General features: G+C 41.9%; 22 protein-coding genes. 8 read left to right on the top strand and 14 right to left on the bottom strand.

Annotation, left to right across the window (positions count from 1 at the left end; translation table 11 throughout):
• The first annotated feature begins 83 nt into the window (after positions 1-83).
• On the top strand, positions 84-311 hold the full coding sequence (locus tag U3A58_RS20255; RefSeq protein WP_323826224.1) for a UPF0175 family protein: 228 nt from the start codon (positions 84-86) through the stop codon (positions 309-311).
• Entirely contained in the window at positions 304-762 is a 459-nt protein-coding gene (locus tag U3A58_RS20250; protein WP_323826223.1) for a PIN domain-containing protein, read from the top strand. The genes U3A58_RS20255 and U3A58_RS20250 overlap by 8 nt, the downstream gene beginning before the upstream one ends.
• Positions 763-1,300: 538 nt before the next feature.
• On the opposite strand, the gene U3A58_RS20245 is transcribed toward U3A58_RS20250, so the two are convergent.
• The 6 genes from U3A58_RS20245 to U3A58_RS20220 form a co-directional block, all read right to left on the bottom strand.
• Positions 1,301-2,776 (bottom strand): ATP-binding cassette domain-containing protein, encoded by a 1,476-nt coding sequence (locus U3A58_RS20245; RefSeq protein ID WP_323826222.1) that lies wholly within the window; start codon positions 2,774-2,776, stop codon positions 1,301-1,303.
• Positions 2,777-2,901: 125 nt separating this feature from the next.
• Positions 2,902-3,354 (bottom strand): D-aminoacyl-tRNA deacylase, encoded by a 453-nt coding sequence (dtd, locus tag U3A58_RS20240; protein ID WP_323826221.1) that lies wholly within the window; start codon positions 3,352-3,354, stop codon positions 2,902-2,904.
• Entirely contained in the window at positions 3,351-4,070 is a 720-nt protein-coding gene (locus U3A58_RS20235) for a Rossmann-fold NAD(P)-binding domain-containing protein (RefSeq protein ID WP_323826220.1), read from the bottom strand. Before U3A58_RS20235 ends, dtd begins: the two co-directional genes overlap by 4 nt.
• Positions 4,067-4,687, bottom strand: a complete 621-nt coding sequence (locus U3A58_RS20230) for a thioredoxin family protein (RefSeq protein WP_323826219.1) — start codon at positions 4,685-4,687, stop codon at positions 4,067-4,069. Before U3A58_RS20230 ends, U3A58_RS20235 begins: the two co-directional genes overlap by 4 nt.
• 31 nt (positions 4,688-4,718) lie before the next feature.
• Positions 4,719-5,132, bottom strand: a complete 414-nt coding sequence (locus U3A58_RS20225; protein WP_323826218.1) for a YkvA family protein — start codon at positions 5,130-5,132, stop codon at positions 4,719-4,721.
• 2 nt (positions 5,133-5,134) lie between these two features.
• Positions 5,135-5,656: a DUF7935 family protein gene (locus U3A58_RS20220; protein WP_323826217.1), complete on the bottom strand. Its 522-nt coding sequence runs from the start codon at positions 5,654-5,656 to the stop codon at positions 5,135-5,137.
• Positions 5,657-5,766: 110 nt separating this feature from the next.
• On the opposite strand from U3A58_RS20220, the gene U3A58_RS20215 reads away from it, so the two are divergent.
• Together U3A58_RS20215 and U3A58_RS20210 are read left to right on the top strand one after the other, a co-directional pair.
• On the top strand, positions 5,767-6,081 hold the full coding sequence (locus U3A58_RS20215) for a HesB/IscA family protein (RefSeq protein WP_323826216.1): 315 nt from the start codon (positions 5,767-5,769) through the stop codon (positions 6,079-6,081).
• Between the two features lie 52 nt (positions 6,082-6,133).
• Positions 6,134-6,427, top strand: a complete 294-nt coding sequence (locus U3A58_RS20210) for a DUF6265 family protein (RefSeq protein ID WP_323826215.1) — start codon at positions 6,134-6,136, stop codon at positions 6,425-6,427.
• Here the strand turns inward: U3A58_RS20210 and U3A58_RS20205 are convergent.
• From U3A58_RS20205 to U3A58_RS20190, 4 genes are all read right to left on the bottom strand, one after another.
• A complete protein-coding gene (locus U3A58_RS20205; protein ID WP_323826214.1) occupies positions 6,424-6,879 on the bottom strand; it encodes a DUF4268 domain-containing protein in 456 nt (151 codons plus the stop codon). The genes U3A58_RS20210 and U3A58_RS20205 overlap by 4 nt on opposite strands.
• A gap of 155 nt (positions 6,880-7,034) precedes the next feature.
• Positions 7,035-7,400: a dihydroneopterin aldolase gene (gene folB, locus U3A58_RS20200; protein ID WP_323826213.1), complete on the bottom strand. Its 366-nt coding sequence runs from the start codon at positions 7,398-7,400 to the stop codon at positions 7,035-7,037.
• A complete protein-coding gene (locus U3A58_RS20195) occupies positions 7,400-8,338 on the bottom strand; it encodes a DivIVA domain-containing protein (RefSeq protein WP_323826212.1) in 939 nt (312 codons plus the stop codon). The genes folB and U3A58_RS20195 overlap by 1 nt, the downstream gene beginning before the upstream one ends.
• A 3-nt stretch (positions 8,339-8,341) precedes the next feature.
• Positions 8,342-9,256 (bottom strand): WD40 repeat domain-containing protein, encoded by a 915-nt coding sequence (locus U3A58_RS20190; RefSeq protein ID WP_323826211.1) that lies wholly within the window; start codon positions 9,254-9,256, stop codon positions 8,342-8,344.
• Positions 9,257-9,291: 35 nt separating this feature from the next.
• Here U3A58_RS20190 and U3A58_RS20185 point away from each other — a divergent pair, with 35 nt between their 5' ends.
• On the top strand, positions 9,292-9,921 hold the full coding sequence (locus tag U3A58_RS20185) for a 4'-phosphopantetheinyl transferase family protein (protein WP_323826210.1): 630 nt from the start codon (positions 9,292-9,294) through the stop codon (positions 9,919-9,921).
• Positions 9,922-10,500, top strand: a complete 579-nt coding sequence (locus U3A58_RS20180) for a redoxin domain-containing protein (protein ID WP_323826209.1) — start codon at positions 9,922-9,924, stop codon at positions 10,498-10,500.
• Here U3A58_RS20180 and U3A58_RS20175 read toward each other — a convergent pair.
• The 3 genes from U3A58_RS20175 to U3A58_RS20165 all read right to left on the bottom strand — a co-directional run bounded on the left by U3A58_RS20175 (position 10,494) and on the right by U3A58_RS20165 (position 14,172).
• Positions 10,494-11,339 carry a transglutaminase-like domain-containing protein gene (locus tag U3A58_RS20175; protein ID WP_323826208.1) on the bottom strand — a complete coding sequence of 282 codons (846 nt, stop codon included), beginning with the start codon at positions 11,337-11,339 and terminating at the stop codon, positions 10,494-10,496. The genes U3A58_RS20180 and U3A58_RS20175 overlap by 7 nt on opposite strands.
• Before the next feature lie 57 nt (positions 11,340-11,396).
• Entirely contained in the window at positions 11,397-13,025 is a 1,629-nt protein-coding gene (locus tag U3A58_RS20170) for an acyl-CoA carboxylase subunit beta (RefSeq protein WP_323826207.1), read from the bottom strand.
• 346 nt (positions 13,026-13,371) lie between these two features.
• Positions 13,372-14,172, bottom strand: coding sequence for an N-acetylmuramoyl-L-alanine amidase family protein (locus U3A58_RS20165; protein WP_323826206.1), 801 nt, complete (start codon positions 14,170-14,172; stop codon positions 13,372-13,374).
• 94 nt (positions 14,173-14,266) lie between these two features.
• Between U3A58_RS20165 and U3A58_RS20160 the strand changes: the two genes are divergently transcribed.
• Positions 14,267-16,969 (top strand): putative LPS assembly protein LptD, encoded by a 2,703-nt coding sequence (locus U3A58_RS20160; protein ID WP_416377317.1) that lies wholly within the window; start codon positions 14,267-14,269, stop codon positions 16,967-16,969.
• Between the two features lie 300 nt (positions 16,970-17,269).
• Here U3A58_RS20160 and U3A58_RS20155 read toward each other — a convergent pair whose 3' ends face one another.
• A complete protein-coding gene (locus tag U3A58_RS20155; protein ID WP_323826205.1) occupies positions 17,270-18,484 on the bottom strand; it encodes an arginine deiminase in 1,215 nt (404 codons plus the stop codon).
• A 195-nt stretch (positions 18,485-18,679) separates the two neighbouring features.
• Between U3A58_RS20155 and U3A58_RS20150 the strand changes: the two genes are divergently transcribed.
• Positions 18,680-19,420, top strand: coding sequence for a DUF4197 domain-containing protein (locus tag U3A58_RS20150; protein WP_323826204.1), 741 nt, complete (start codon positions 18,680-18,682; stop codon positions 19,418-19,420).
• Positions 19,421-19,778: the final 358 nt, after the last annotated feature.

The raw sequence follows: 19,778 nt of genomic DNA, 5'->3' as shown, positions 1-19,778 counted from the left end.
TCATTTTTTAAAATATTAACCATCCTGAAAGGCCATATTAACATCTTTGTAACTTTTCAAAACATTTTTATGTAAATTTCATTATGAAGACAATAACACTGAGAGTGCCGGAAAGCTTTGAATTGTCAGAACATGATTATCTAATGGCCTTGGCATCAAAGCTATATGAGGACGGAAAATTCTCTGCTGGACAGGCTGCCGAGTTGGTTGGTGTGTCTAAGCAAACCTTCATCGAAACTCTTGGCAAATACAATGTCTCACTTTTTAGTGAATCGATAGATGATTTAAACTCTGATATTGCAAATGCCTAGCAGCATTGTGATATCAGACACAAGCAGCCTAATTGTCCTCACCAAAATTGGTCAACTTGACCTTCTACGTCAATTATACTCCCAAATAATTACCTCCCCTGAAATTGTTAATGAATTTGGTAATCCTTTGCCAGATTGGATTCAAGTAATCAAAGTGAAAAATCTAGATCTGAAAAAATCCCTTGAGCTTCAGTTAGACCTAGGTGAAGCAAGCGCAATTGCTTTAGCACATGAAATCCCGAGTTCAACTTTAATTCTTGATGATTTAAAAGGTAGGAAAATAGCCAAATTGCTAAAATTGAAATTCACAGGTACTCTTGGAATACTAGCAAAAGCCAAAAACGAAGGTCATATTCCGTTCTTAAAGCCAGTTATAGACAAATTGCTAGAAACCAATTTTAGAGTTTCGGATAGGCTAATCGAAGAACTATTAAAGAAATATGGTGAATAACACAGCTGACATTAACTCCATAAATAGAAACATCCTGTTTAATTAACCTTATAATAAGGTGAGAAGTCTCTTTAAAAAAGACATTCATTTTTTCGAACCCAACATATTGAAATTGAAGGGATATGGTATGGCTTTTATTGGTACAATGAATCTGATTCTGAGTTCTTAAATAGTAAACGTATAGATTTTACCGCCCAAATTTCACAAATTTCAGGAGCAATTGATTTCGTAGGAATAATTAAAGAATCTAAAGATGGTATACCGGAAAATGGGGGAATTTCTGGAAGACTAAAGGGGATGATGATTCAATTCTAAAAAAAATACCGGAATTAGTACGGGGTCGATCAATTGGGTAAAAGAACTGTTTTTTAAGGCTCTCAATTTATTTTTTATGCTGGGAAATATAATGGTTCAAAAAAAGAGTACGCCGGCAAGTGGAGAATAAGTACAGTCCATGAATATACAAATGGAGAAAAAGTTATAGATGATACAGTAGGACATTGGAAAATGTCTAGATCTCCTTTCTGATATATCCATATCATTCCTCCCCCAACTCCATCACCTTGCCCACCACCTCAGGTACATCCTCGGCATAATGGCTGACATAGATTAAGGTCATAGAACTTCGCTCGCAGATTTGCTGCACGGTATCTTTAAAAAGTCTGCGCTGAAACTCATCCATGCCCTGGGAAGCCTCATCGAGGATCAGCAGTTTGGGTTGCTTGATCAGTGCCCGAGCGAGCAAAGTCCAGCGTTGGTTTTCTAAGGAAAGTCGGTTGATGGGAATAGATGCGAATGCTTCAAGGTGGAAGAGTTTTATCCATGATTCTGCCATGGCTTCTTGTTCCTCATTTACTTTTTTGAATAAACCCATGGTGTCGAAAAGCCCCGAAAGGATGACTTTGCGACAAGTCTGATTAGTAGGAAAGAATCGACTGAGTTCCGGTGCCACAAAACCCGTAGGCCGCTTCACATCCCAGATACTTTCCCCCGTTCCCCGCTTTCGTCCAAAAAGCCAAAAATTCTGAGAATAGGCTTGGGGATTTTCTCCAATCAGCAAACTGATCAAGGTCGATTTTCCAGAGCCATTAGCTCCTTTCAGCAGCCAGCACTCCCCGGATTTTACCTCCCAGTTGAGATTTTTCAGAATCTGCTTCTCTCCATAGTTGATGCTGAGATTTTGCAGGCGAATAACTTCAGCGTTTTCATTTGGTCTTTTTGGTAAAAGCGAAACCAAAAGTTCCCAATCGTAAGACAACTTGAGTTCATGCTTAGCCGTCAAATGAAAATCCTCAGCCAGCCAAGCCTTTCCAATTCCCGCACTACTCAATTTGGCAACATGAGTGATTCCCTCTGGAATTTCATTTGCAGAAGTGGATAACAAAACATGTATGCCCTCGGAAATGATCACTTTCAGAATCTCTCCAAACTCCGCCCTACTATTCATATCCAAACCTGTCATCGGCTGATCCATCAGAAAAAGTTTAGGCTGACGCATCAATCCCACAGCCAGCGCCAGTCGTCTAGTTTCCCCATTGGAAAGCAAGAGCAGTGATTTATCCAGCAAGTGTTCCAAATGCAACAATTCGGACACCTTCTCCAAAGTCCAAGGCCCAGCAATTTTAGCATTTACCTCCATCAAATATTCCAGAACGGTGGCGGTATCATCAGATTCTGAGGAATTGAATCGCTGTTGAAAGTAGAAGTTTTGCTGATGGGACTTGTTGCGGATTTCATAGCGCTGGGAAACGTATGCTATCAGATCCCTGAAGGAGTTGATCTCACCCGAATTCGTTTTCTCCTCGGTGTATTCCGTAGCAAATGGTCGGATAATCTCGCCATTCGGAATCACAGCATTTCCGAGAATGGCTTCCATAAAAGCCGTCATCTCAGCTCCCGAATTCCCAATGATCGCCCAGTGCTGCCCATTTTCCCAGTTAAAATCTAAGGATTGGAAAACTTGTTTTCCTTTGGTAAGAACTTGAGCGGAAGTGATTTTGAGAAGGGATTGCAAAATGGGTAGATTGAAAGATTATAAAATTAAAAGATTGAAAAATTTTTAGCTAGTACTTTAAGTACGACAATTTTTTGAAAAAAGTAATTGTTTTTGAAAGGGACAAAGGATAATTCATATTAAACCTAAGCCCTGTTCTTGCTATCGATCAGGATGGTCACAGGCCCATTATTGACTAGTGAAACCTTCATATCTGCACCGAATTCGCCTGTACATATAGGTTTGCCCAGTTCCGCTTGTAAGGCACTGATCATTTTCTCATATAACGGAATGGCGATGTCTGGTTTGGCGGCTTTGATGTAGGAAGGTCGATTTCCTTTTTTTGTGCTGGCATGAAGCGTAAACTGTGAGATCAGGAGAATTTCCCCATTGATATCCAGCAGGCTTTTGTTCATCACCTCATTTTCATCAGGGAAAATCCTCATATTCACGATTTTCTTTGAAAGCCAAGCACTGTCTTCCTCAGTATCCGCTTCTTCGATCCCGAGCAAAATCATCAGTCCGGGTCCGATTTCGGCTTTAGTATTCCCGTCTATCTTTACGGAAGCTTCCGATACTCTTTGAATAACTACTATCATTTACTTAAGTCTTGCATTTCTCCGGAGGAGATGATTTCTACTGAAGTTTCTTTTTGCGATAGCGCAGTTTTCACCATCGATTTGGCCACTTGATAATCATAAATGGGGCGGAAATTTTTGAAAAGTTTTAGCCAGACAAGCGGCTTCATCACGATGGTCGCTAGCTGTTCGCCAAATCGGAATTCATTCCTATTTCCCAATAAAAGCGAAGGTCTGAATAAGCCCAAATAGTCAAACCCGATTGCTTTGAGATCTTCCTCCGTTTTGCCTTTGGTCTGGCTGTAAAACATGTAAGATGTAGCATCGGCACCCGAGGCAGAAACATAAAGAAACTTGGATGCTCCAAGCTTTTTAGCCCAATTCCCGAATGTGATCACAAAGTCATGATCGATGGCAAAAAACTTCTCCTTCGAACCTGCTTGCTTGATGGTCGTTCCCAACGAGGAAAATGCATGTACCTCAGCTGTTTTTTCCGTTAAACTCTCTACAAGAGAATTATATTCGCCACCCAAACTCTGAGAATTGACTTTATTTTCCCAATCCCATTGCTCCATCTTGCTCAGATCTCCTTCAATTTGGATAAGCTTCTGATGCTTTAGCGCTAGCTTCTTTCTCCCAACCGAGAGCACAAAATCATAGGTAGCATTTTGCAAAAGTTGATGAAGAATTTGCATGCCTACCATGCCGGAAGTACCAGAGATTAAAGCGATTTTCATAGAGTAGAAGTGATCAGAGGCATAAGTTCATTTTCTAAAGATTGGTTTTTATCCCGTGCGTACCAAAGATGGGTGCCGTCTGCAAATTCTTTGGAGGTAATATTTTGAGGATCGAGCTTATACGCTTTCAGGCGGTTTTGAAGAAATTCAGGTCTAGGTCCCCAGAGAAAAAGCTCTTGACTCAAATCCTCATTCAAGCCTATCAAGATAGGAATTGATCTAGCTCCTTCAGTAAGGTAGGCATCCATCAGTTCAGGATTCTCATCTCTCAAGACTAATTTCAGCTGGATGAGCGGGTTCAAAGCAGCTAGCCTGGCAATGTATGGCAAACTTTGCGCAGCATCTCCACACCATGCCTCCGTGATCAGCAGCCAAACCTGAGGACTGGAAATAGCGGTAATTACTTTTTCCATTTCCAGTGAAATCTTAGCCGTTTTATCCCAACGTCTCATCCGCTGCACATTCATTTTGGTATAGTTCAGATTACGCTCTGAATGATTGAATCCAGTGGTCTTATTCTTAGCTAAAAGCTGATCAATCATTTCTCGGTATTCTGAATAGTTCTGGGCTGACGAAATAAGCCCAGGCGTAATCAATAAAGTTTGTTGGTATAGCATCTTTTTAGATTTTGGAGACTAACAGACTTGCCTAGTCTTGAGTTCTCTCCCAATCCAAAAAACCGTCAACCTCATCTTTTACTTTTGCATAAATAGCCAAGACTACGCTTAGATCATCTGCAAAACCAAAGAAGCCCAAAAAGTCCGGAATGATATCAAAAGGTGAAACAAAGTAAACTAAAGCCAACAATACTAAGCCCAGCGTGCTGTTTGTGAGTTTGTGTGCGCCGTTAAAATGCGCCTTGATCATGCGGATGAACACAGACACTGGCTCAATGAGTTTCTTCACTCGTGGATTTTCTCCAAATCTTGAAATCTTATTTCCCACTCCCGCGATCAGCTCAGTGACTTTATCTTTTTGCTTCCCGAGCGCATCTACTTGTTTGCCAAAAAGTGCTTTGGCATTTTCGATAGTGGCAGAAGTTTTAGATTTGAAGGAGCTCACTTTTAAAAGTAAATTTGAATCTCTGATTTCACTTGTTTCAACGCATATCCTATTGGATCGTTTTTTCTTTCTAGGGCTTGCGCAAAAATTGCCTTGGCCATATCCAGTCCATTAGCCTCTTCATTGAGCATTTGTCGGCTTTGATTTATAATTGTAGTCACTTCCTCCACGGCTCGCTTTACTGCCTCCCAAGTTTCCTCTGAAAAATATACCTGTTGGGAAAAGTTATGGCTGAATTCCTCACGTACTTCTGCCAGCAAAAGAGAATGTAATTCACCTGAAGTCAGCCCTCCCGGATTGGATCTACGCACCAAATTATTCGGTGTGATTCGCTCTAGAAAAAGGCAAATTCGCTCCGCAGCCTGCAATCGAATTGGCAGGATTGTTTGAGAGTTTTGGGTTTTCAATTCTACGAGAGTCCTTTCTCTTTCCTTGGAAAGAAAAGAAACGACCACGAGATACATGCCATAAAGGACGATGCCGGCAGGCAATAGAATTTTCAATAAATCGACTGTGTATTCCATTTTTGGGGATTAAACTCGAATTTGCACAAATTATCTCCGTTAGAAAACTTCGAGGGAATGTAAATTTGAATTCACACGAACCAATTTCCTGCCAAAAACATTTCTTCCACATGATAATCCCAATCAAGATCACCGAAAAGGCCGAAGCCGAGATCAAAAATATCATGGCTACTAAAAATATTCCTGCTGATTATCACCTGCGTGTGGGAGTGAAAGGCGGGGGCTGCGGAGGAATGTCTTATGCATTGGGATTTGACAAGCCTAAAGACGAGGATCAGCAATTTGAATTAGCGGGAATAACAGTTCTGATTGAGAAAAGACATTACATGTTCCTTATGGGAATGCAGATTGATTTTTTTGAAGGGGATGAGGCACGTGGATTTACTTTTATCAATCCAGAAATCCCAAAGCGCCATGATCAGTAAACCCCTTAGTTGAATTGTTTAACCACAAAGTTCGCAGAGGTTTTCGCAGAGAATGCAGTTTCGTTTTTGGAGCGAAGGCAAACTTATTTTTTCAGAATTCATGAATATTGTCCAAGCAGGAGAAGCCTTCTCCTTGAAACTCAAACATTTTAATGCGGATCTTTCCCCATGGGAGGAAAAGGAAGAGTGGATCACCTTCCATTTGGTAGAAGTTGGTGAGAATACCGTTTATTTTCACGGATTGACTATGAAGCGAGAGGGCGATGAAATCAAGCTTTGGCTTGCGCTAACTGAAGATGGAGTAAGAACGATTGAGGAATTGAACTATGTGAAAAAGGAGTTTTAACTCTCAAACCCTGGCTTTACTATCTCCCAAAACTCATCTAGCGCGATAATTCTTGGTTTAAGGAATGCTATTATTTCTGGCCAATCTCCTTCGTCCATCACATTCACCGCAGGCAACACTTTTTCAATTCTAGAAACCAACTGTCCAAACTCATTTTCCTGATGTAGTTTCCAGCTCCACTCCTCACCTACGGTTGACTCAAGCATTTTTTTTAATTGCCCAAACTGATCAAAATACAATTCCTGCAATTCTTCGTCAGGATGAGCAATTTCAATTCCAATTGATACAAAATCACGCTCAGCTTTCATCCTAAAATAGATGTGACGAACTCCTGTTTTGTAATTAGGCCAATTGATTCTTTTTCCCTCTGCATTCGGAATTGGCTTCATGTATTGCCCAAAAGCAATCCAAAACTCCGAACGGATTCTCGATGTTTCTGCTTTGTTATACAAGACTAATTGGTAGGATGACTGTCGCTTGGAAAGGGAAGAATAACCTCCCCGGCTTCTGCATTTTTTTACCTTTGTTTGCGAAAAGCAGATAGGAATCGTCTGGTACTTGTAGCGCTGCGAATGACCCGAGCAGCAGTAGGATGACCGAGAAATACTTACGCATAATCCTCAGGATATTGGATTTGCACAGATGAAAAACTCACTAACCCGCCCAGTGCAGGGTGATGTTTTTTGAGAGTTAATCGAATTTTTATGGTTTTGGGATACGCTTCCAAAATATCGGTCACGATCATATGCCCGAGATGCTCCAGCAATTTCACTTTCACGTCCATCCTGGCTTTGATCAGTTTGTACAACTTAGAGTAATCCACCGTCGCACTCAGATCATCGTGCAGCATCGCCTGGCGAAAGTCTGTCTCCAGCTCAAGATCCAAAGTAAAGCGATTACCAAGAATAGATTCCTCGGGATAGGCGCCGTGATAAGCATGGAATTCAATTCCTTCGAGGCTTACTTTTCCCATTAGTCAAGTTGGTCAAAAAATGACCCCGATTGACTCTTTGGATCTTCAGTGTATTTGGGTTGAGTAGCTTGATGTTTGTTTGGTTCAGCGCCTGGCTTCTCTTTCACCTCCTCAACATCCTGGTCAACATCACCTTCGGCTTCCTCTTCAAAAGACACTTCTTCTTCCGCTGTATTTAGTTTTTCTATTTCCAGATCAGGCGTAGAGTCATGAGCCTCCAGCTCTAGCTGCTCTTCGATCACTTCCATCTCAGCCAAAGGACTTTCCTCAATTTCCGCTTCGAAACTTTCTTCTTCATATCTGAGATTTTCAAGATTTCCCAATGTAAAAGTCTGCGACCTGCTCAATTCATCGATTGCTCTAGCATGAGCTTTTGCATCAATTCTGGAAAAATGTGCTTCAGAAAGGTCGATTTGATTGGCAGTATCCTGTGCAATTCTTCTTAGGCTTTTCACCATAGATTCTCGTTGCTCCGCCAGCCCCTCATAAGATCTCACCAGTCCTTGCATGCTCTCCCGCAATTCTACAATAGTTTCTTTGGCTTTGGTTTCCGCAGCTAGAATGATAGCAGCTGCCTGTTCGTCTGCCTGTCTTTGGGAGTCGCCTACCAGTTGATCAATGTGCTTTGTCGCATTATCTGCTGTCTCATTTGCATCGGCTATGATCAAATCTGCTGCCTCATTTGCCTCCACGATAATCGCAGCACCAGTATCTTCAGCAGTTTTCAATGTGCGGAAAAGTGATTCCTCCACATCTTTCAAACGCTTGGCCTCAGCTTCTGTGTTTTGAAGCTTAGTTTTAAGTTCCATATTTTCCTTGTGAAGCTGATCAACTACTTCACTGATTTCATCCAAAAAAAGGGTAACTTCTTTTTTTTCATATCCTCTGAAACCAATTTCAAAGGTTTTTTGCCGAATGGCTGCTGGTGTGATTTTCATGAGTTAATTCGCTTCAATTTGCCAAATAGAAATAGTACGGTCATCAGACACGGAAATCACATGGCCTTGATAGCTACTCCAAATTACCTTGTTTATTGAAGTACCATGGCCTGCGTTTCTTGCTTTGTCTATGACCTTGAGGAGTTTTCTGTCAGCTGCATCCCAAATCTTGATGGATTTATCCATGGAGCAGGTGACTAGGAGGTTTCCGTCCTCTTTGAAATATAAATAATTAATGGCATACATATGTGCCACAATGTTTTCTTGTAAGGAATAGGTGTCCGTTTCCCAAAATTTCAACCGCGCATCCCGACCCGCGCTGACCAAAACCGATTCATCCGGTGAATATGAAAGTGCGAATACTGAGTTGGTATGCTCAGTCAAGTTAGCAAGAGGGTGAAAATCGTTTGATAAATCCAAAATCTTCACGGTATGATCGCTCAAGCCAATGGCGAGTTGTCGCTTGTCTTTTGCCAAGGACATGACCCGGATACTTTTCTCACCCAGCTTGATATGTTTTTTGATCGTTTTAGCATTGACATCCACGACGATCAGCACGCCATCTCCTGTGCCGATATAGACTTCGTCTCCGAATACCTTAATATCAAAAATCGCCTGATCTGTCAATTTCAAAGACCACACTTCCTTACCATCATTCAGGTCGATGACATGAATACCTTCGAAATTATGCCCCACAAAAAGCAAGTTTCTGCTAGAATCTACGCTCAGAGCATACACTGAGTGTGGCAGTCTTGCGATCAGCTTCCCATCTTTGGGATGGTCCAGATCCCATTCTACGACCATTCCGTCCCCAGCTCCCGTGTAAAAAAACCGGGGATCACCGCCTTCCGTCAATGCATAGATGCAGTCATTGTGTCCTGTGAGTGTTTGTAATTTATTAACTTCTATTTTTGACATATATTGGGAGGAGACTTTGGGTGCCCTGCTGGACTATGCAAACAAAAATAGAAAAAATTGACTCTTCCTCGGCTTTGGCCATCAAGATTATCGAAACTCAAGATGAAAATGAGCTGGACTTTCTCAGCTTTCGTGAAAAACTAGCTTATGCAAATATTTCCCACTTAGAAAAAAAGCGGGAATGGGCCACTGCCCGAATGGCAATACGAGATGCACTGGATGTACTGTACGTTCCCTATCCTGGCTTTTTCAAAGATGAGCATGGCAAATCCCAGGCGATGAATGGTCACGGATATATTTCGCTATCTCATACGATAGGCTACGCAGGAGCAATCTACCACGGGGACAATCCTGTCGGAATAGACATGGATCTGATTCGCGAAAAAATCCTGAGAATTGGATTTAGGTTTTTGGATCAGTCGGAATTAGACTTTCTTCATAAAGACCCAACTCATTATACCATGGCTTGGTCAGCTAAAGAGTCTATCTTTAAATGTCAGGGGAAAAGAGGAGTGTCTTTTCGAGAAAACATCCTATTAGAACCATTTGATCCTAAGACTGGAATAATCAAAGGTAAGATCCGAGGGACGGATTTTACAGATCATCATTACACAGTACAAGTTCGGGTGATCTCGGATGTAGTACTTACCTACACCATCTGGTAAATGAAAAAACTACATTTAGTATTCCTTATTCTCCTTTCTGTTACTTTTTCGCTTTCGGCTCAGGGTCTGCAAGGCATCACACTCACAGATGCTGTCACGGAAAAAGTTATCACCCTTCAATCTCAAGTGAAAGGAAAAGGTTTGGTTCTCATTTTTCATAGTTTGGGCTGTCCTTTTGCCAAAATGTATGAATCGCGCTTAATAGCTTTGCGCAGCAAATACCAAAGTCAGGGATTTACCTTCATGCTAGTGAATCCTGAAGTCAGCAATACCGAGCAAGACCAAGTCGCTTTGCGCAGCTACATTGATCAATCGGGCATCAACATGCCTTACCTAATTGATGAAAATCAGGCTTTAACTAAAGCCTACAAAATCACCAAAATCCCAGAAGTACTCCTACTTACTCCAGCAGCAGACGGAGCAATCGTCAGCTACAGAGGAGCGCTGGATAATAATCCCCAAGCTGAAAGTTCAGTGTCAGCAAACTACCTGGATAGAGCACTGGACTCGATCCTGAAGGGGGAAACCCCAAGTCCTTCGCAAGCCCGGGCAGTTGGCTGCAATGTGCGAATCTATTGAGAATTCAACAAGTCGATTAACGCTTTGATTTCTTGTACCTTATCAGACTCACCGAGTTTTTCGAAGGAATTCTCCAGGTTTCGGAACATCCGCAGCATTATCTGCAGATGCGCACAAGGTTCAAAATAATCTTCCTTGGGCTCTATCTTCAATTGCTCCAAATAATTAAAGATGTCCTTTCTGCTAAAGATCAAGCCTTTGTTAAAAGCATTGATATAGAAGGTGACATCAGCTGATTTGTAAGTGAGTACGAATAGATTTGGAAGATTCACGCCATAGATCGGCAGGCCAAGCTTCTTGGCTACAAGTAGATAAATAGAGCATAAGGTCAATGGATTGCCACGCTTGGAGTCCAGCACCGAGGAAAGCATGCTATTGGCAGGGGAGTGAAAATTCTTGGTATTGGCCGAGAATCGAAGTGTATTAAACAACACATTATTGATCGCCCGCACCTGCTCGTAAGGTGTTAAATCATTCTTAAATGCCGTCCAGACGTCAAAGTAAATCTGGTGCATTTCAGCGTTCAGCTTGGCATATTCCAGATCAGGATATTGATAGGTATTGATGATCCAAAGCCCCGTGAGCAAATCTCTATCATCAGTATCTCTCCAGTCAGTCAGTCTCGCTTTCAATAAGGAAAATTGAAGATCGTGGACCAATTCTTCTATCTCTTTCTGAATTTCAGGGTTGAAGCTATTTTCCCACTTTTTCTCCAGAAAGGGAATAATATCATTCCCAAGAGAGATAATTCGATCCCGAACATGCATTCTTACTTCACGATCTGAATCATCCAATAAGGAAACCAAGGCATTTAATTCTCCGGGTGTCAAATCACTCATAGTCAAAAGGCTACGGATAATGGCATAAAACTAGTAATTAAGCTACTTATAATCCTCTTAAGTTTGGATCACTCCCACGTTAAATTTTTCAGTAATCGGCGCATGATTGGCTGCTTCTATACCCATGCTGAGCACCTTTCTAGTCTCCCTAGGATCGATTACTCCATCCACCCACAGTCGGGAAGCAGCATAGTAAGGACTCAATTCTTCGTTGTATTTGGAGGTGATTTCGTCTAGCAATTCTTTTTCGTCCTCTGGAGTGATCTCTAGCCCCTTCTTTTTCAAACCAGCCACTTTGATCTGAAGCAGGGTATTGGCTGCAGCCGCTCCGGACATCACAGCCATCTGGGCGGTAGGCCAAGAGTAAATCAGCCGGGGATCATAGGCTTTGCCGCACATTGCATAATTGCCGGCACCGTAAGAATTACCTAAAATAAAGGTGAATTTGGGCACTACCGAATTGGCCATCGCATTGACCATCTTCGCGCCGTCCTTGATGATGCCTCCATGCTCTGCCTTGCTACCTACCATAAACCCACTTACATCCTGAAGGAAAACCAGTGGTATTTTGCGCTGATTACAGTTCATGATAAATCGTGCTGCCTTGTCTGCTGAATCGGAATAAATCACTCCTCCCATCTGCATTTCTCCTTTGGCAGTTTTGACAATCTTCCGCTGGTTTGCCACTATTCCAACAGCCCAGCCATCAACTCTGGCGGTTCCGCAGATCAGTGTTTTACCATAGTCTTCCTTGTATTCATCGAAGTCTCCAGCATCTACCAAACCCTTGATGATTTCGTGCATATCATAAGGTTTCACACGCTCGGTTGGGAATACCTTTACAAGTTTGTCCCCGGACATTCCAGGGGCTTTAGCTTCTGCTCGGTCAAAACCGGCTTTAGAATTATGTCCTATTTTATCAAAAATCTTACGGATCGCATCCAGACAATCCTGATCTGTGTCGTATTTGTTGTCTGTTACTCCAGAGATTTCACAATGTGTGGTAGCTCCTCCCAAGGTTTCATTATCAATAGTTTCGCCGATTGCTGACTTTACCAGGTAAGAACCAGCTAAGAAAATAGACCCTGTCTTATCTACGATCATCGCCTCGTCGGACATAATAGGCAGATAGGCTCCGCCTGCTACGCAGCTACCCATGATCGCAGCAACTTGCACAATTCCCATAGCAGACATTTTTGCATTGTTGCGAAATTGCCTTCCGAAGTGCTCCTTGTCCGGGAAAATCTCATTCTGCATAGGGAGAAAAACCCCTGCACTATCCACTAGGTAAATCACAGGAATTTGATTTTCCATGGCGATTTCCTGAGCACGGAGATTCTTCTTGGCAGTCATGGGGAACCAAGCACCGGCCTTCACAGTGGCATCATTGGCTACGATCATACACATTCTCTCACTCACATAGCCGATTCCCGTCACTACTCCTCCGGATGGACATCCACCCTCTTCTTCATACATTCCATCGGCTACAAAGGCTCCAACTTCCAAAAAATATGTGTTTTTATCACATAAATAGTCTATTCGCTCCCGAGCTGTAAGTTTTCCTTTGGCATGTTCTTTTTCAATTCTTTTGGCACCTCCACCACGTTTTACTTGTTCGTATTTAGCTTGTAAATCCTGAAGTAAATTTTCCAGGCTTGGATTAGAATTTCCGGTTGTCTCTGTCATTAGTCAAATGTGGGTTTAAAAGCAAAAACTCGCTTTTGCTGCGATTAGTTTTAATCTTCAAGTTAAAAAACATTCATGAATTGAAACTTCACAATACGCAATGAAAGTAGTATTTAGCTCTTGTAGCGCATTTACAAATGTATTTATTTAATGATACCCCTACCCAGGAGGCTAAGCTTCGGCACCATGAGCTTTCAGCTCCCTGATTCTAAAAGGCAAAAACAAAGCTTTAGACTGTGCTCTCTGCGTGACCTCCGTGTATTGCTCGGTAAATAAATTACCCGATAAAAAAAGCCCTTTCTCCATAATGGGACAAGGGCTATATGATTCCAATTGAGCTTTTAAATTAATTCGCTTCTATTGATTCTTTATAGTCTCTGATAGATCGATAAATCGCAGAGGCCATGTATTCTTTGCCTTGCTGACTCATCAGGAATTTCTCTTCGGTGCTATTTGATAAAAAGCCCAATTCCACTAAGACTGATGGCATGGATGGTGTCCAGAGCACGTAGAAAGGCCCTTGTTTTACACCTCGGCTTTTACGTCCTACACGGTCTCTAAACTGAGTCTCTACATTATCAGCCAGAGACACAGAATGCTCAAAATGCAATTTTGACATCAAATTGAACATCATATAGGACTCCGGGGATGATGGATCAAACCCTTCATAGTTTTCCTCGTAATTATCCTCCAATAGGATTACAGAGTTTTCACGCTTTACAATATCAAAGTTGGCATCAAAATGCTTGGTACCCATGACAAATGTTTCCGTTCCATAAGCGGATTTATTGGGGGCAGAATTAGAATGAATGGAGACAAACAGATGGGCTTTGTTATTATTGGCGATCAGAGGCCGCTCTTTGAGGGTGGGAAAACTATCATCATCCCTAGTATAAATCACTTCTACGTCCGGCAGATTTTCCTTGATGTATTTCCCAACCAAAAGTGTGACCGCTAGATTAATATCTTTTTCCCTCGATCTAGACCCAAGATTACCGGGATCTTTACCTCCATGGCCTGCATCGAGAACGATCTTTGTCATCCTAAAAGTAGGAACCATCGATTCGTTAGTAATAAATCCGCCAAACACAAAGGGAATGCATAAAATAAGACTAAGAAGAATTTTTTTGTTTTTGGACCGTTCCATGAGGGCAATAAAATTAACTTTACACGAAATTTCATTCTAATTAACTAAAGCGTAAGCAACAGTGCAGGGATTCAGGCTCTTTTTATTTTGCTTTTTGGGGCTAGTGATTGTTCCGCTAGTGGCGACTGCACAAAACCCCGTTCGCAAACTTGAAGAAAAGCCATTAACGCTTCCCGATACCTTGATGCCGCCTTCGCGAGATTTGATAGATCTGGATACTTTACCGAATCCTACCGATACACTCGCGCTTTCTGATTCGACAAAAATGATGCCCAGGAGTGATATCTCTACAGATATTACTTATTACGGAGAAGATAGTATCGTTTCGGATTTTACAGAAAACAAAATATATCTCCACAACCGCGCATGGTTTGAATATGGAACGATGAGGCTGGAGGCAGATCTGATTATTATTGACTGGAAAAACTCCGAGCTGTATGCATCCGGAGTCACAGACAGCTTGGGAAATGTGACCGGAAATCCATTCTTCAAAGACGGCCCTTCCTCCTACGAGATCAGGAAGGAAATGCGCTACAATTTCAAAACCCAGAAAGCCATCATCAAAGATGTGGTCACGGAGCAGCAAGACGGTATTCTTAGAGGTGAAACAATTAAGAAAACCGAAGATGGAAGCATCTATTTGGCAAATGGATATTACACCACTTGCACCTTGACCACTCCACATTACCATGTTTCTTCCAAAAAGATAAAGTCTATAGAAGGAGGCCAGGTAGTCTCCGGTCCGTTCAATCTCTATTTCAATGGAATACCTACCCCGCTAGGATTGCCTTTTGGCATCATTCCTAATACACCTGAGGAGAAAGCATCTGGATTGATTTTCCCCTCTTATGGTCAGGAGCAAAAAAGAGGACTTTACCTGCGTGACCTAGGCTACTATTTTGCCATCAATGACTACATCCATGCCCGGGTGACGGGCGATGTCTATTCCAATGGAGGCTGGGGACTCAAGTCTCAGTCTGTGTATAAAAAGCGCTATAGATTTGGAGGATCATTCAACATTGACTTCCAAAAATTCAAGTCTCCGGAAACTGAGTTGAATCCAGTTGACTACAATACCTTCCGGATTCAATGGTCTCACAATCCTGAATCTCGCGGAAATAGCAGATTCTCCGCTTCTGTAAATGCCGGGTCCACGAGTTATTTCAACAACATCGTCAACCCAAATAACTTCATGAACAATGTGACTTCGGATTTGTCTTCGAATATTAACTATAGCAAGACCTTTACAGGAACACCATTCTCCTTTGGTGCAAGCATGCGTCACTCCCAAAGTGTACAGACGGGAGAAGTTCAACTGAGTTTGCCTACCATAAATCTGAGTATGAACAGGCAAAGCCCATTCAAAAATGTGAAATTTGAACCGCTGAAGACCTTGAATATCGCTTATAATTTTGACCTTCAGAACTCAATTACTAATAAAGTAACCCAGGAGTTCGGTGTAGATCCAGACTTGGTGGAAAACACAGATAAGCCAGAATTGACGCCATTCACTCCTTCTAATTTTGGGTATTTGCTGCAGAACGCAAATAATGGTGCGAGAAACAGAGTTCCAATAAGTTCAAATTTCAGACTATTCAAATATTTCACTGGAACGGCATCCGTAAGCCTGACCGAACTATGGTATCTCAAGAGAATCAATTATTTCTATAATCCAGAAGAGGAGCGAGTGGATAAAATATTAGAAGATGGATTTAATCGTGTGACATTTTATTCTAGCTCTTTCAGCATGAACACGAATATCTATGGGTTTTTCAACTTCAAAAAAGGGAAAATCCAGACCATTCGTCAGCACATTCAGCCGTCTCTAAGCTTTAATTTTACGCCTGATTTCTCCGATCCTTCCTTTGGATACTACCAGGAAGTACGCACCAATGCAGAAGGGGACACTCGCTTATTATCGAGGCATCAAGGCTTCTCCTATAGTGGTGCTCCCATAGGTGAAAGTAGAGCTATGAGTTTCAGTATTAGAAGTGTCCTCGAAGCTAAAATTCTCGACAAAAAAGACTCTACTCAAGAGATGGCCACAAAGAAAATCCCACTATTAGAAAACATCGATCTGAATTCCAGCTATAATTTTGCTGCTGATTCATTCAATCTGGCTCCAATCCGGATCAGTGCCCGAACAAGCTTTTTCAACAGAAAATTATCTGTAAATATGAGCTCAACGCTCGATCCCTATGCTACTGGAACCTTCACAAGCATGAGTGGGAAAGAAACGATCCGATCTGTCAATACCTATGCCTGGAAAAATGGACAGGGGATTGGGACCATCCGAAATGCCACGCTGAACATGAATGCCTCGATCAATCCCAATAGTGCACAAAATCAGGGGGAGGTACGAGATCAACTCACCAATCAATTTATGCAGCAAGGCGGTGTGATGGATGAGTTTGTGGAAAGTGAAATCAATAGAATAGCTACAGACCCCAGCCAATACATCGATTGGGACATTCCATGGAACGTTTCATTTGGGTATGTGCTTTCCTATAGCAAGCAGGTTTCGGGCAGTAAAAATATCACCCAAACGATCAGTATGAATGGAGATTTTTCTTTATCTGATAAGTGGAAAATCAACTTCAATACGGGCTTTGATGCACAAACAAAAAAACTCACGCAGACAATGATCGGGATCGCCAGAGATCTGCACTGCTGGCAAATGAATGTCAGTTGGGTTCCATTTGGCGCATTTACCTCTTACAATATTGATATTCGGGTGAAATCCACTATTCTTCAAGACCTAAAAGTATCCAGGAGACGATCGTTTTTTGACAACTAATCGATTTCGGATTGGTGATTTCGGATATCGGATTTTTCGTGCTAGGATTTAAGTGCGGTTTGATTAGAAATGATTTAGGTGGCATTTCTCCTTGGCAAGCTTTCAGTCATTTGAATAATTGCAATTGCAAAAGCTTTGGATCTGGATTTTAGTAATTCTTTCATGATAAAAGTAGAAATAGAAGTGTAAGAAGTGTGAAAAACTATACTAAAATAAGCTTATAGATAGATTTTTCAATCCATCAATTACCATTCTTGCTTGAGGTAAGTATCGGGTACACTAATCCGAAATCCGTAATCGCTAAACTCTCGACCTACTTATAGGCATAGTCATACAGCGCGGACCTCCTAGACCTCGAGACAGCTCGGAGGAAGGGATTTCCAATACCTCCACTCCCATTTTTCTCAATGCCCGGTTAGTATGGATATTTCTATTGTATGAGATGACCCTTCTTGGACCGATGGCAAAGACATTGGCTCCGTCAAACCACTGCTCACGCGTCGCATAATCAGGATTACCTGCGGCAGTATGGAGTATCTCCAAATGAGGAATTTCCCGCTCAAGTACAGTAAGTAATGACTCTTTTAATACTTCCCGCTTGATATGAACTTTGTCATCTTTGATTTCTTTCAGTGTATAGAGTGAGGTTTGTAGCACCGCATTCATAGCGTCAGGGTAGGTCAGCACGAGATTCTCATCCAAAATCGTAAACACGGTATCCAAGTGCATAAACTGTCGTTTTTGAGGCAGGTGAACTTCATACACCCGCTCCACGGTTCCTTCTGCTAGCATGGCTTTGGCTGCATGGTAGATTGCCTTCTCATCCGTTCGCTCCGAATTACCGATCGCCACAGCCTTCTGTGATAAAATAATCACATCACCTCCTTCTATGCTTGGCGGATTGTCATGCCCTAATACCGGATACAGTTGATTGATATTTTCCTTGAAATCCAGGTGATTCTCAAAAATAGTCCTAAGCAAATCCGCCTCCCGCTGTCTTCCTTCCATCTTCATACTCGAAAAAATAATCCCTCCGGGTGTCAAAGCCATAGGGTCACGCTGAAAGTACAGATTGGGACAAGGCGATATCACAAAAGCCAAGTCCATCAGTTCCCCCACCTTCATCTTGGGCAATTTCCGGCGGAGTTCATGAACCTTCAATCCAGCCGTCAAAATCCCAGCACATTCAGCCGTGGAATACCGCTCCAAAATATCCTCTGCCAAATGAACCATACCTGATCGCCTAAGCGACTCCTGCATCAACTGAAGCAAGATATTCTGATCATAAAGCACTCGAATGAGCAACTCCCGCAATTGATATACTTGCGCACCTGTGGACTCTTTGATCAAATTCGAAAATGCATCGTGCTCCTTTTGCAGCGCTTCCAAGTACGGAACATCGTCAAACAGTAAAAATTCCTTGTTGTAGGGAGTCAATCTGTCAATTTCCTTGCCTGGTCTATGCATCAAGACAGCTTTGAGCGTACCGAATTCCGAATTAAGTCTTAAATTCATTTGATTAACACTTTAGCATCTATTTTAATGAATAATTATCATATCTCAAAAAAATTACGTTTTTCATTACGAAAATGAAAAATGAAACAAACCGTCATTTTTCCATTTTCAGAATAAATTCCTCCAAATCATTCCACCGAAACTTAATTGAGGTATCATTGTTGAATACAAATAAGATCACCTAAGCCATTTCCCATGAAATTAGTACATACCACATTCAAAAAACTTTCAATCACTTTCACCTTAGTCTCTGCGCTATTTCTGGGTAGTTGTGATACGCTAAGCCAATTAAGCAAAGCACTGGATCTCGGAACCCCCACAGATTCAGAGATCAATTCCGGACTGAAGCAGGCATTGGAATATGGCACAAGCTACGCTTCAGAACGTCTCTCCCAAGAAGATGGATATTTGGGTAATTTGGCTATAAAAATTGCATTTCCTGAAGAGGCCCAAAAAGTGGAGAATACGCTACGCTCACTTGGGCTTGGCAGTCTGTGTGATCAAGTGATCACTAGTGTAAATCGGGCAGCAGAAGATGCGGCCATCGAAGCCAAACCTATATTTGTAGCAGCTATCAAAGATATGAGCTTCACTGATGTGAAGAATATCCTCCTCGGTGCTGATGACGCTGCCACCCAATATTTTGAGAACAAAACCACCAATTCATTGGAAGGAAAATTCAAACCAATTATTGAAAGTAGTTTGACCAAAGTGGGCGCTACCAAATACTGGACTGATGTAATCGGCAGATACAATAAAATCCCGCTGATGACCCCAATTGAGACGGATCTAGCTAAGTATGTGACCCAAAAAGCCATTGATGGATTGTTTTATGAGATTGCAAAAGAGGAATTGAAAATCCGGGAAAATGCAGCTGCACGAAGCACTATATTATTGCAAAAAGTATTTGGCTATGCTGAGAAGCAGGGTACTTAATTTACCTTTTTAGCGCTGGTTCAAGTAATAGGATTAGTACTCATCTAGTGGGTGAAGACGGTGCAAAGGATTTCACGCTACCCCGGGTTTCTACCGAGGCACCTCTAGGGCGGACAGGTACCCAAGGTATGAATGCTTTGTAGTCCATTTCATATACAGACCGGGACATTTTTATAAAAACTCTCTGCCCCATCCTTTGCGGGCTCCGCGACTCTGCGGTAAAAAAAAGATTTACAGAAAAAAAGAGGCTGTCTCAAAAGTAGATAGTTTAAAAGGCTAGTCGATTACTCGGCTAGCCTTTCTTGTTTTACTCAAAATATGTACTTTGAGGTGTGGAAAAACAAGACTTAAATGTAGT

Source organism: Algoriphagus persicinus (assembly GCF_035156415.1).
Lineage (GTDB): Bacteria > Bacteroidota > Bacteroidia > Cytophagales > Cyclobacteriaceae > Algoriphagus > Algoriphagus persicinus.
This window is presented reverse-complemented; position numbering and strand designations above follow the sequence as displayed.